12 protein-coding genes are annotated in these 12,314 nt (G+C 70.4%); 7 read left to right on the top strand and 5 right to left on the bottom strand.

The features are described 5' to 3' along the window. Positions 1 to 11 precede the first annotated feature (11 nt). Positions 12 to 881, bottom strand: a complete 870-nt coding sequence (locus ABN611_RS34570; protein WP_350276499.1) for a phosphatidylinositol mannoside acyltransferase — start codon at positions 879 to 881, stop codon at positions 12 to 14. 4 nt (positions 882 to 885) lie between these two features. After that, positions 886 to 1,557, bottom strand: coding sequence for a phosphatidylinositol phosphate synthase (pgsA, locus tag ABN611_RS34575; protein ID WP_350276500.1), 672 nt, complete (start codon positions 1,555 to 1,557; stop codon positions 886 to 888). Between the two features lie 54 nt (positions 1,558 to 1,611). Between pgsA and ABN611_RS34580 the strand changes: the two genes are divergently transcribed. The 4 genes from ABN611_RS34580 to ABN611_RS34595 all read left to right on the top strand — a co-directional run bounded on the left by ABN611_RS34580 (position 1,612) and on the right by ABN611_RS34595 (position 5,524). After that, positions 1,612 to 2,562 carry a hypothetical protein gene (locus ABN611_RS34580; RefSeq protein WP_350276501.1) on the top strand — a complete coding sequence of 317 codons (951 nt, stop codon included), beginning with the start codon at positions 1,612 to 1,614 and terminating at the stop codon, positions 2,560 to 2,562. A 58-nt stretch (positions 2,563 to 2,620) separates the two neighbouring features. Next, complete coding sequence (locus ABN611_RS34585) at positions 2,621 to 3,541, top strand: hypothetical protein (RefSeq protein WP_350276502.1); 921 nt, start codon at positions 2,621 to 2,623, stop codon at positions 3,539 to 3,541. A gap of 10 nt (positions 3,542 to 3,551) precedes the next feature. Next, on the top strand, positions 3,552 to 4,478 hold the full coding sequence (locus ABN611_RS34590; RefSeq protein WP_350276503.1) for a hypothetical protein: 927 nt from the start codon (positions 3,552 to 3,554) through the stop codon (positions 4,476 to 4,478). Positions 4,479 to 4,588: 110 nt separating this feature from the next. After that, complete coding sequence (locus ABN611_RS34595; protein ID WP_350276504.1) at positions 4,589 to 5,524, top strand: hypothetical protein; 936 nt, start codon at positions 4,589 to 4,591, stop codon at positions 5,522 to 5,524. 47 nt (positions 5,525 to 5,571) lie between these two features. On the opposite strand, the gene ABN611_RS34600 is transcribed toward ABN611_RS34595, so the two are convergent. Together ABN611_RS34600 and thrS are read right to left on the bottom strand one after the other, a co-directional pair. Beyond that, on the bottom strand, positions 5,572 to 6,150 hold the full coding sequence (locus ABN611_RS34600; protein WP_350276505.1) for an HIT domain-containing protein: 579 nt from the start codon (positions 6,148 to 6,150) through the stop codon (positions 5,572 to 5,574). Then, on the bottom strand, positions 6,147 to 8,168 hold the full coding sequence (gene thrS, locus ABN611_RS34605; protein ID WP_350276506.1) for a threonine--tRNA ligase: 2,022 nt from the start codon (positions 8,166 to 8,168) through the stop codon (positions 6,147 to 6,149). Before thrS ends, ABN611_RS34600 begins: the two co-directional genes overlap by 4 nt. 160 nt (positions 8,169 to 8,328) lie before the next feature. Between thrS and ABN611_RS34610 the strand changes: the two genes are divergently transcribed. Genes ABN611_RS34610 through ABN611_RS34620 form a run of 3 tightly spaced genes read left to right on the top strand, consistent with a single transcriptional unit; the run spans position 8,329 to position 10,675 of the window. After that, a complete protein-coding gene (locus ABN611_RS34610; protein WP_350276507.1) occupies positions 8,329 to 9,246 on the top strand; it encodes an ATP-binding cassette domain-containing protein in 918 nt (305 codons plus the stop codon). Then, complete coding sequence (locus ABN611_RS34615) at positions 9,243 to 9,884, top strand: DedA family protein (protein WP_350276508.1); 642 nt, start codon at positions 9,243 to 9,245, stop codon at positions 9,882 to 9,884. The genes ABN611_RS34610 and ABN611_RS34615 overlap by 4 nt, the downstream gene beginning before the upstream one ends. Next, the gene (locus ABN611_RS34620; protein ID WP_350276509.1) at positions 9,881 to 10,675 is read left to right on the top strand and encodes an ABC transporter permease; all 795 of its coding nucleotides are present in this window, start codon (positions 9,881 to 9,883) and stop codon (positions 10,673 to 10,675) included. The genes ABN611_RS34615 and ABN611_RS34620 overlap by 4 nt, the downstream gene beginning before the upstream one ends. A gap of 49 nt (positions 10,676 to 10,724) precedes the next feature. Here ABN611_RS34620 and ABN611_RS34625 read toward each other — a convergent pair whose 3' ends face one another. Then, positions 10,725 to 12,269, bottom strand: a complete 1,545-nt coding sequence (locus ABN611_RS34625) for an AAA family ATPase (protein WP_350276510.1) — start codon at positions 12,267 to 12,269, stop codon at positions 10,725 to 10,727. Between the last annotated feature and the right edge of the window lie 45 nt (positions 12,270 to 12,314).

Consider the following 12,314-nt stretch of genomic DNA (forward strand, 5'->3'; position numbering starts at 1 on the left):
CACCCGTCTTGTCACTCGTCGAGGAAGATCCTCTGCAGCATGTGCCAGTCCTGCGGGTGCGCGGCGATGCCGGCCGCGAACGCGTCCGCGCAGCGCTGGGTCATCGCCGCCGCCCCGCCGTCGGGCTCGATCGCGTCGTGGAACGTGATCACCAGGTCCGGGCCGTCGTAGTGCAGGGTCGCCGGGATCAGCGGCGCACCGGTCTTGAGGCTCAGCGCGGCGGGGCCGACCGGCATCCGGGACGGCCGGCCGAAGAACGTCACCGGGACGCCGCGCTCGGACAGGTCGCGGTCGGCCACCAGGCACACGAAGCCGCCGGCCCGCAGACGATCCGCCAGTACGCCAGTTACGTCATCGGCACCGCCCGTGAGCGGGAGCACCTCCATGCCGAGCTTCTTGCGGTAGGCGATGAAGCGGTCGAACAGCGACTCCGGCTTCAGTCGCTCGGCAACCGTCGACACCGGCATGCCGGTCAGGCCGGCCCAGGCGCCCGCATGGTCGTAGTTCGCGAGGTGCGGGAGCGCGCAGATGACGCCGTTTCCGGCGGCGTACGCGTCGCGCAGCAGCTTCTCGTTGACCGTCCGCACGCTGCTGACGATCTCCTCGGCGCTCCACTCCGGCAGCCGGAAGGCCTCCTGCCAGTAGCGCAGGTACGAGCGCATGCCGGCCTGGGTGAGCGCATCCAGCTCGGCCTCGCCGGCGTCCGGGCGTACGGCGGCCAGGTTGCCGCGCAGGCGCCGTACGCCGCGGCCGTTGCGCCGGTAGGTGCGGTCCGCGGCCAGCCTGAACAGCCAGCTGACCGTTCGCTCGGGCAGGCGCCGTACCAGGGTCCAGGCGAGCGCGAAAGCCAGGTCGACCACCCGGTGCCGGAGACCGTCCATCAAGTCAGTCGTTCTTCGGCTCCGCCGGCGGGGTGGCGGGCGGGGTGTCGAGGCCGGCGTTGTCCGGGTCGGCCAGCACCTGCTTGCGGACCGAGAGGCAGCGCTGGACGACGGTGATCGTGCTCGCCGCCGCGACGTACCAGATCACGATGTGCAGCAGGATCGGCAGGTCGAACAGGTCGGAGAAGAACGCGAGGATCAGCGTGAACACCAGCCGGTCGGCACGCTCGGCCAGCCCGCCGCTCGCCTTCAGCCCGAGGCTCTCCGCCTTCGCCCGGGCGTACGACGTGACCGCGCCCATCACCAGCGCCCACAGTGTCACCGCGGCCATCAGCGTCGAGTCGCCGGCCTGCGAGTTCGCGTAGAACATCACCAGGCCGCCGTAGACCGCGCCGTCGGCGATCCGGTCCAGCGTCGAGTCGAGGAACGAGCCCCACTTCGACGAGGTCCCCGAGGTCCGGGCCATGTAGCCGTCGATCAGGTCGGAGAACACGAAACAGGTGATCACCAGCACGCCGATCCAGAGCTGGCCGCGCGGGAAGAAGATCAGCGCTCCGGCGGACACAGCGATGGTGCCCACCAGCGTGACCATGTCGGCGCTCACGCCGAGCTTGAGCAGGAGGGTGGCGATCGGCGTGATCACCTTGGTCCAGAACTGCCGGAATCTGTTAAGCATGGCGACGCGATCGTAGTCCAGAGAGATCCTGGAGGCAGTGAGGAGGTGGTCGGCATGCGCCACAGGGTGCTCGTGGGCGTGCTCGTCCTCCTCCTGGGCAGCAGCGGGTGCACCGTCGCCCAGCGCGCGAACGGCACCGCCCCCGACCCCGTCCGCCCCACCACGGTCGTCCCCACCGCGGTCGCTCCCCCGCAGCCCGAGGGCCTCGACGGTACGGCGGGAGCGCCCGGACCGCAGGTGTGTACGGCGACCACGCGCCGCCTCACCGCCGAGCTGCGCGTGCCGGTCACCGCGAAGCCCTACTCCTGGAACGACGGCGGTCTCCCGGCGATGGACCTGTGCACGCTCCTCGTCGGCGGCCGCGCGGTCACGATCGGCGTCAGCGCGCTGCCCGCCCAGCCGGACGCGCTGGGCCGGTTGATGCGCGGCGCCGGAGCCGTCGCCGCGGTGCCGGAGCTCGGGCCCGAGGCGCTGCGGGCGGATTCCCGGCTGGTGTTCCGCGCGGGCGACCGGGCGGTGCGGGTGACGGCCTTGGGCGGGATCGACCGCAGTACGGCGAGCGGCATCGACCGGGCGTCGGCTGTCGCGGTCGCCTTCGCCGCGCGGGACGCCGTACCGGGGAACCTGCGGCCGGCGCGGCAGTCGGACGAGACGTGCCAATTGTCGAACGCGGCGGCGGAGCGGTTCATCCAGCTGCGCGCACAGCTCCGGCGGGACTATCGGGTGCGGGGTGCGCTGACCTGTATCTGGGGGACGTACGACGCGACGGTGGCGATCGTCGAGGCGTTCGGCCAGGCGTCGATCCCGGAAGCGCAGCGGGTCCCGCCGCCGCGGCTCGCGCCGATCGGCCAGCCCGGGTACTACCTCCCCGAGGCGGGCGAACTCGTCTTCCGCCAGGGCCGCCGGGTGGTCCGCGTGACCGCCCTGACCAACCCGTCCCGCGAGGTCCCGCTCGCCACCCTGACGAATCTGGTCGACCCGCTGCTGCCGCTGTTCCTGCGCTGAACTTTCCGGACCAGTCCGGCATCCAACCAGCATCGATCATCATTGGGGGTGGTGGTACATGCGCACGATGCTCAGGTACGGCGGATTGCTGGCCGCCGGAGTGCTCACCACAGGACTGCTCACGACCGGCACGGCGACGGCGGAGCAGCGCGGGACGACGGCGCCGTGCAGGATCTCGGTCGGCTCGGTCACCGCCGGCGGCGATCACCGGATGCAGACCTTCACGGCGACGGCACCCGTCACGAAGGTCACCGACAAGATCGTCGCCAAGGACGTCTTCGCCGACGGCCAGACGCGGATGAGCGCGGCGGTCCGCTACGGCCTCGGTGAAGGCTCGGAACTGCACACCGGCCAGGTGGTCCTGGGCTCGGTGCTGTACGACTTCTCGTACCGGACACCGGCCGGCGGCGGGACCGTGTCGCAGAAGGTGCTGACCCGCGTCGGGCCGGGCTGGTCGAACTACCGCAGCCTCGACCGGTCGTCGTACGGGCCGCGGACCACCGAGTGGTCGCTGACCAACGACGGGGCCGAGCTCGAGCGCCGGACCGTCAAGACCGACGCCGGCGGCCGGGTCTACCGCCACATGGACGGCTGGGCGTCGAACTTCCGCGGGGTGAAGGGGCTGGCGATGATCAGCCAGACGTCGACGTACGTCACGTTCCTGATGACCCACACCACCGGACGGCTCTACACCGCGCGGCTCCCGGTGGTCAGCGGCCACATCATCCAGCCCGAGGTGAAGCGGGTTCGCCTGTCGACCTGGCAGGTCTTCGAAACCCTCGTCGCGGCACCGTGCGGTCAGGGCACGGTCGTCCTCGGCATCGACCGCGACACCGGCAACGGCTACCTGTACTCGCTTGGCCACGCCAACGGCCTGTCCACGTCGATCAAGGGCCTCGGCAAGGCGCCGGGCACCTTCACCGACCCGGCGTACTTCAGCTGGACCCACTTCAACGACCCGCCGCTGTCCGGCGAGTGAGGGGGAACGCATGAGCAAGTTGTCGAAGACCGGCGCGCTGCTGGCCGCCGGAGTGCTCACCACCGGACTGCTGACGACCGCACCCGCGGCGGCGCGGCAGGACACGACGGCCGCGGCGACGGCTGCCTGCCGGATCTCGGCCGGGGCGATGACCGCCGGTGGCGATCACCGGATCCAGACCTTCGCCTCGACCAGGCCGATCACCCGGACCGAGAACCGGACCATCGCGAAGGGCCTGTGGCCGGCGAACCGGGTCAGGCTCAGCAGCAGCTGGTTCAAGGGCCGGGGCGAGGAGAATCCCGAGATCAACCACAGCGGACTGGTGGTCGATGTCGAGAACACGCTGTACGACGGCCAGTACGCGGTTGTCAGCGACGGCATCGCCGCGCATTGGCAGCGGGCCGGCTGGGGCTGGGGCGGATACCGTGCTGTCGAACGGTCGCGGGTGTTGCTGACGGCGACGACCGAGCGGCAGACCGGCTACGGCCTGGCACCCGACGGCACGCTGCGCCGGTGGAACCTGATCCCGGACAACGGCCGGCAGATCTGGCGGGCCAGCGGCTCCGCGACCGGGTACGCCGGGGTGAAGAGCATGGCGCTGATCAGCCAGACCAAGACGTACGACACGTTCCTGATGAACGCCCGCGACGGTGCCCTGCTGACGGTGCGCATCCCGACCAGCTCGCCGATGAAGCCGGTCGTCAAGCGCGTCAGGACCTCGACCTGGCAGGTCTTCGAGACGATGCTGGGCGCCCGGTGCGGCAACTACGGCACCTTGCTCCTCGGCATCGACAAGGACACCAGGGCCGGTTACCTGTACGCCGTCGGCCACGGGGCGACCGTCATCCAGGGGCTTGGGAAGGTGCCGGGCACGTTCCCCGATCCGGTGAACTTCGCCTGGCGCAACTACTCCGACCCGCTGCTCTTCGGCGAGTAGACCCGGTGTTTCCCAAGGTTCGGCCCGGCTCCTGAGAGTCGGGCCGAACTTTTTCGGTCATGGCCGCATCTCACTCGTTGTCCAAGACAAGCAACCAGGGGGTGGGTCATATGACCAAGTGGGCCAAGTACAGCGGGATGATCGCGGCCGGGGTGCTCAGTGCGGGAGTGCTGACCGGCGGTCTTGCCACGGCGCAGCCCACCGGTGGCGCGAGCACGTCGGGCGCCACCTGCAGCATCAAGGTCGGTTCGGTGACGGCCGGTGGGGACCACCGGCTGCAGACGTTCGCGATCGACGGCTCGAAGGTCGTCGACAAGATCGTTGCCAAGGACATCTACCCGGACGGGCAGGTGCGGCTGAGCGCGACGATGCGGTTCGGCGACACGGACACCGGTGACGAGGCGCACACCGGGCCGGTGATCATGGGGCCGGCGCTGTACGACACGTCGTACCTGACGCCGGCCGGCGGGGGCGCCGTCTCGCAGAAGCAGGTCACCCGGGTGGGTGGCGGCTGGGACGTGTACCGGTCCCTCGACCGGTCGACGGTGGTCACCGCGACCACGCAGCGGGACACGGAGTACTCGCTGCACAACGACGGCACGCTGTACCGGCGCAACGTCTCGTACCAGAACGGCGTACCGAGCAGGCAGGTCACCGGCTGGCAGTCCGGCTACTCCGGTGTGAAGGCGATGACGCTGATCAGCCAGACCTCGACGTACGACACGTTCCTGATGACGCTCACCAGCGGCAAGCTCTACACCGCGCACCTGCCGCTCGCGGGCGGACAGGTCATCCCGGGCGTGGTGAAGGAGGTCCGGAGCTCCACCTGGCAGGGCTTCGAGTCGCTGGTCGCGGCCCCGTGCGGTACCGGCACGCTGCTGCTCGGGATCGACAAGGACAGCGGCTCCGGCTACCTGTACCACGTGGGTCACGCCAACGGCACCGCGACGACGATCCAGTCGCTCGGCAAGGCCGCCGGCACCTTCACCGACCCGGCGTACTTCCTCTGGAAGAACTTCGCCGGCCAGGACCTCGCCGGCGAGTGAGTCCAACCGATCGCCCTACTCCGTCGCGGGGTAGGGCGATCGGTCTTTCACGGCCAGGACTTCGCGAGCAGGGCGCGGGTGTCGGAGAGCAGCTGGGGCAGGACCTTGGTGTGGGCGATCGTCGGCATGAAGTTCATGTCGCCGGTCCACCGCGGTACGACGTGCTGGTGCAGGTGGGCGGCGATCCCGGCGCCGGCGATCTCGCCCTGGTTCATGCCGATGTTGAAACCGTGGGCGCCCGACACCGCGCGGATCGCCTGCATCGCCTGCCGGGTCAGCGCCGAGACGTCGGCGACCTCGGCCTCGGTCAGCTCGGTGTAGTCGGCCACGTGCCGGTACGGCACGACCATCAGGTGGCCCGGGTTGTACGGGTACAGGTTCAGGACGGCGTACGCCGCCTCGCCCCGGTGCACGATCAGCGCGTCGGTGTCGGGCAGGCTCGGCAGCCGGCAGAACGGGCAGCCGGAGCCCGCCTCGGAGCTGGTCGGCTTGTTCTCGCCCTCGATGTACGCCATCCGGTGCGGCGTCCACAGCCGCATGAACGGATCGGGCACCCCGGCGCCGTCGCGCCGTACCAGTTCGTCAGGCTCGTACGGCGACTCGGGCGCGCCGGGGTGTTCCGTCATACCTGGACGCGCTTCTCGACGGCCTCGACGATCTCCGCCACCGCGTCGGCGATCGGTACGCCGTTCTTCTGCGAGCCGTCGCGGTACCGGAACGAGACCGAGCCGGCGGCCATGTCGTCGTCGCCGGCGATCAGCATGTACGGGACCTTGGCCTTCTGGGCGTTGCGGATCTTCTTCTGCATCCGGTCGTCGGACGCGTCGACCTCGACCCGGACGCCCTGGGCCTTCAGCTTCTTCGCGACGTCGTACAGGTAGTCGACGTGCCCGTCGGTGACCGGGATGCCGATGACCTGGACCGGGGCCAGCCAGGGCGGGAAGGCGCCGGCGTAGTGCTCGGTCAGCACCGCCACGAACCGCTCGATCGAGCCGAACAGCGCCCGGTGGATCATCACCGGCCGCTGCCGGGAACCGTCCGGCGCGGTGTACTCGAGCTCGAACCGCTCCGGCAGGTTGAAGTCCAGCTGGATCGTCGACATCTGCCAGGTCCGGCCGATCGCGTCCTTGGCCTGGACGGAGATCTTCGGGCCGTAGAAGGCCGCGCCACCCGGGTCCGGGACCAGCTCGAGACCGGAGCCCTCGGCAACTTCGCGGAGCGTCTCGGTGGCCTCCTCCCAGACCTCGTCGGAGCCGACGAACTTGTCCGGGTTCTTGGTCGAGAGCTCGAGGTAGAAGTCGTCCAGGCCGTAGTCGGCGAGCAGGCCGAGCACGAACGTCAGCAGGTTGCGCAGCTCGTCGCGCATCTGCTCCCGGGTGCAGTAGATGTGCGCGTCGTCCTGGGTGAAGCCGCGCGCCCGGGTCATGCCGTGCACGACCCCGGACTTCTCCATCCGGTACACCGTGCCGAACTCGAACAGCCGCAGCGGCAGCTCCCGGTACGACCGGCCGCGGGCGGCGAAGATCAGGTTGTGCATCGGGCAGTTCATCGGCTTCAGGTAGTAGTCCTGGCCCTGCTTGCGGAGCTGCCCGTCCGCGCCGCGCTCCTCGTCGAGGTGCATCGGCGGGTACATGCCGTCGGCGTACCAGTCCAGGTGCCCGGACGTCTCGAACAGCTGCCCCTTGGTGATGTGCGGCGAGTAGACGAACTCGTAGTCGTCCTCGACGTGCCGGCGGCGGGAGTAGTCCTCCATCACCTTGCGCAGTACGCCGCCCTTCGGGTGGAAGACGGCGAGCCCGGAGCCGATCTCGTCCGGGAAGCTGAACAGGTCGAGCTCGGTGCCGAGCTTACGGTGGTCGCGCTTGGCGGCCTCCTCCAGGCGGGTCAGGTACGCCTTCAGCTCGTCGCGCGACTCCCAGGCGGTGCCGTAGATGCGCTGCAGCTGCGGGTTCTTCTCACTCCCCCGCCAGTACGCCGCCGCGGTCCGCATCAGCTTGAAGTTGCCGAGGTACCCGGTGGCGGGCACGTGCGGGCCGCGGCACAGGTCCTTCCAGGCGACGCTGTCGTCGCGCCGGACGTTGTCGTAGATCGTCAGCTCGCCGCCGCCGACCTCGACCGAAGCGCCCTCGGCCGCGTCCGCGGCGGAGCCCTTGATGCCGATCAGCTCGAGCTTGTACGGCTCGCTCGCGAGCTCGGTGCGCGCGTCGTCGTCGGAGACCACCCGGCGGCTGAACCGCTGCCGCTCCTTGATGATCTGCTGCATCTTCTTCTCGAGCTTGGTCAGGTCCTCCGGCGTGAACGGCGTCGGCACGTCGAAGTCGTAGTAGAACCCGTTCTCGACCGGCGGGCCGATGCCGAGCTTGGCCTCCGGGAACAGCTCCTGCACCGCCTGCGCGAGAACGTGCGCGGTCGAGTGCCGGACGATCGCGCGGCCGTCCTCGGAGGACGCCAGGACCGGCTCGATCCGGTCACCGTCGGCGACCACCCGGGACAGGTCCCGCAGCTCACCGTTGACGCGGGCGGCGATGGCGGAGCGGTCCTGGCCGAAGATCCCGGCGAACAGCTCCCCGATCGTCGTCGTCTCGGTCACACTCCGCTCAGCCTCGCCCTCGACGCCGATCAGGTGGACCTTGACTTCCGACACGTTCTCTCCTCAGGTCTCGACCGGCCGATTGCCGGTCACCGACAGATGGTATCGACTCACCTGACGAAAGTAGGGGTCGGGACCAGACGGTCGTCCGATGTGGCGGGGCGCCGATCTTCCTAGGTTCGAGGTACTACAGGAACCAGGAAAGGGCCCCGGCGTGATCACGCTCGCAGGACTCACCAAGAGGTACGGCGGCACGACCGCCGTGGACTCGCTCGACCTCAGCATCTCCCCCGGCCGGGTGACCGGCTTCCTCGGGCCGAACGGCGCCGGCAAGTCGACCACGATGCGGATGATCCTCGGGCTCGACAGCCCGTCCGCGGGCACCGCGCTCGTCGACGGCCGGCCGTACGCCGAGTGGCCGCGCCCGCTGACCAAGGCCGGGGCGCTGCTCGACGCCAAGGCCCTGCACCCGCGCCGGTCCGCCCGCGACCACCTGGTCGCGATGGCCCGCAGCAACGGCATCTCCGTCGCCCGGGTCGACGAGGTGCTGTCGATCGTCGGCCTCGACCCGGTGACCCGGAAGCGCGCCGGGCAGTTCTCGCTCGGGATGGGCCAGCGCCTCGGCATCGCCGGGGCGCTGCTCGGCGATCCGGAGGTGCTGATGTTCGACGAGCCGGTGAACGGCCTCGATCCGGACGGGGTGCGCTGGGTCCGGCACCTGATGCGCTCGCTCGCGGCCGAGGGCCGGACGGTGTTCGTCTCCAGCCACCTGATGAGCGAGATGCAGCTGACCGCCGATCAGTTGGTGGTGATCGGGCGCGGACGGCTGATCGCGGACGCCCCGGTCGCGGACGTGATCGCCGGGTCGTCCAGGACCACGGTCGCGGTGCGGGTGCCGGACCGGTCGCAGTACGTCGTACTGCAAGAGCGGCTGGCGGCGGAGGCGGAGCGGGTGGACGAGGTCGGCGAGCGGTTCGTGGTGGCCGGCGTACCGGCCGAGCGGGTGGGCGATCTCGCGCATCAGCTCGGCGTCCGGCTGCACGAGCTGGCGACCGAGCGGGCGTCGCTCGAGGAGGCGTACATGGAGCTCACCGCGGACAGCGTCGAGTACGGCGTGGCGGTGGCGTCATGAGCGACGCGATCCTGCAGTTCGCGCACGAGCTGATGTCGTCGTGGTGGATCTACCTCGCGCTGTGGGGGTTCGCCGCGCTGGACGGGTTCTTCCCGGCCGTACCCTCCGAGACGCTCGTCGTGACCGCCGGCGTGTTCGCCGCGTCCGGTGAGCCCAACCTGTACGCCGTCATCGTCGTCGCGGCGCTCGGCGCTTTCCTGGGCGACCACGTGTCGTACTTGCTCGGACGTGGGGCCGGCGGGCGGCTGCTCGACCGGATGCGGCCGGGCACCAAGCGGCACGCCGCGGTGCTCTGGGCGCGGCAGGCGCTTGCTGAACGCGGTGGACTGGTCCTGGTTGTTGCCAGATATGTACCAGGTGGAAGGACTGCGGTCACGCTGACGATGGGGTCGGTGCGGTACCCGCTGCGGAAGTTCTCGGCCTTCGCCGCGCTGGCCGCGGTCAGTTGGGGGATCTACTGCAGCCTGGTCGGCTACATCGGCGGGAAGGCGTTCGAGGACAACCCGCTGAAGGGTGTGGTGCTCGGGATCGGGCTGGCGCTCGCGGTCACGCTGATCGTCGAGGTGGTCCGGCACCGGCTCAAGAAGCGGCGTCAAGGTCAGGTCGAGGTTGAGCTCGTGGAAGCAGGTAGGCGATGAGTACGGCGATCCTCCCAGCCCGGACGGGATCCGGTCTGTCGAACGCGGTCCGCTCGGAGTGGACGAAGCTGTGGTCGGTCCGGTCCAGCTGGCTGAACATCGTGGCGGCTGTCGTGCTGAGCACGCTGCTCGGGATGCAGTACGGCTGGGGCCTCGCCTACGACAACACCCACCTCGGGCCGGGCGAGGTTGCGGAGCAGCAGCCGATCGGCCAGTTCGGCGCGTCAGTGATGCTGATCGTGCAGGTGGTGATCGCGGCGTTCGCGCTGCTCACGGTGACCTCCGAGTACGCGACCGGCAGCATCCGTTCGACGTTGCAGTGGACACCGGTCCGGCGGGACGTCGTACTCGCCAAGGCCGTGGTCCTCGCGCCGGTGCTCTTCGTGTACGGCGTGCTGGCCGGAGCGATCGCCTCCGTGGCGGGCGGGCTCACCGCGGGCTCATGGGCTGACTGGAACGTTGCCGACCTCGTGGTCGACCTGCTGTCCATCGGGTTCTACGCGACCGCAGCAGGCCTCCTCAGCGCCGGGATCGCCTGGGTGGTCCGCAGTACCGCCGGCACTCTCACCGTGGCCTTCCTCCTGCTCCTGGTGCTCCCCCTCATGCTCGGCCAGGCCTCGCCCCGCGCACTCGTCTGGACCGCGGCCGTCCTCCCCGGCGGCGCCGGCCAGAACTTCCTGACAGGCGCGACGGACCCTGTCGCGCCGGCGGTGAGCGCAGCGATCCTCGTCGCGTGGGCAGCCGCAGGCCTGGCCCTCGGCAACCGTGTCCTCAACCACCGCGACGCCTGAAAACAACGAGTCCGGCGGCGCCGCAGGTGTGAGCGGCGCCGCCGGGTTGTCAGCGGGGGGTGTTGAGGGCGGTGGTGATCTGTTCGGAGACCCTGGCGGCCAGTTCCAGGGCGGCGCGGCGGGTGGCCGGCTGCAGGGCGGAATGGTCGAGCGGGCCTTCGGCGGCGATGTGCATGTCGGTCGGGATGTCGACGACGGCGGCCGCGCGCGAGTCGAAGTACGGCCGGAGCTGCTTCTCGACCTCCTTGTTGACGTCGCCGGGGCCGTTCGAGACCGCGATCACCGCGCGGCGGATCAGCCGCTGCGCCTCCGGGCCCTGGTTGTCCAGCTCCTCCAGCATCTGCACTGCGGCGGCGCACGACAGGCTCTTCCACTTGATCGGGATGACCAGCGCGTCGGCCGCCTTCATCGCCTCCCGCCAGTTGCTCGAGCCCTCGTTGTTCCCGGTGTCGATGACGAGCACCTTGTAGAACCGGCTCAGCAGCCGGTGGATCTGGTCGAAGTCCTTCGCCTCGATCTGCGCGTACGTCGTGGTCGCGGAGGTGAGCACGTCGTACTGACCGGCGACCTGGTGCCGCAGGTACGCCGCGACGTCGCCGAGCCGGGCGTCCGGCTGGGTCAGCATCGGCATCGCCTGCAGCATGTCGGTGACCGTGGACCGCGAGTTCGTGTCGTGGGTCCGCAGGTGCATGTTGCCGCGCAGCTCGTTGTTGTCCCACGCGACGACACCGCCGCCGCGGGCCTGACCGAGCGCACCGGCGAGCAGCAGCGTGGTCGGCGTCTTGCCGGAGCCACCCTTCGGGTTTGCGACGACGATCGTCACCGGGCGGCGGAACGCCGTCGCGGCGGTGGCACGCGCGATCCGCTCGGAGCGCTCGGCGCTGCCCGGGCGGAGCTTCAGCACACTGCGGACGCCGCGTTCGGCCGGGGCTTCACGCGGCAGCGGGAGCGCCTGGATCAGCTCGTCGGCGCGGTACGACAGGTTCTGCGGCTGCTGCCGCGCCTGCTGACCGGGAACGCCCTGCGGGAAGAAGTGCTGAGCCGCCGGCGACAGCTGGCCGCCTTGACCAGGCTGCCCGGCCGGCGGGGTCTGCTGGTTCGGGGGGAACTGTCCCGGCTGTACCGCCTGCTGCGGATCCGGTGCAGCACCCGAACCGTGGAACGACGAGCCGCCGAACACGGGGCTGTTCGCACCCGGACCGGACTCCCGCGCCGCCGCCTCGTCGGTCGTGGCGGCCTCGGCGCCGGCGGGCAGCTCGTCGTCCTGCTCCTCCGGCTGCGTCCACGACGCCGTACCGGACTCGGGGACCGCCTGCGTCCAGGACGGGGCCGGCTGGCTCTGCGGCTGGGTCCACGGCGCCGGCTGGTTCACCGGCTTGGCCGCGGGTCCGGACCACGAGTCCCCGGGGAAGTCCTCGGACAGCGCGTCCGGCTTCGCCGCGGTCTCCTCGGCGGTCTCCTCGACGGGCTCGGCGTCGGCCGCCGGGCTCGGGTCCGGCTGGGTCCAGGAGGGGGTCGGCTGCCACATTCTCCGGACCTCGGCCGCCGCCGCTTCCCGGTCCTTGTGCTGTCCGGAGTTGTGCGAGTCGGTCACGACCTGGATCCCCGATTCTGTGAGAGGGGGCGGGTGGCCCCTGGC

The organism is Kribbella sp. HUAS MG21, assembly GCF_040254265.1.
Lineage (GTDB): Bacteria > Actinomycetota > Actinomycetes > Propionibacteriales > Kribbellaceae > Kribbella.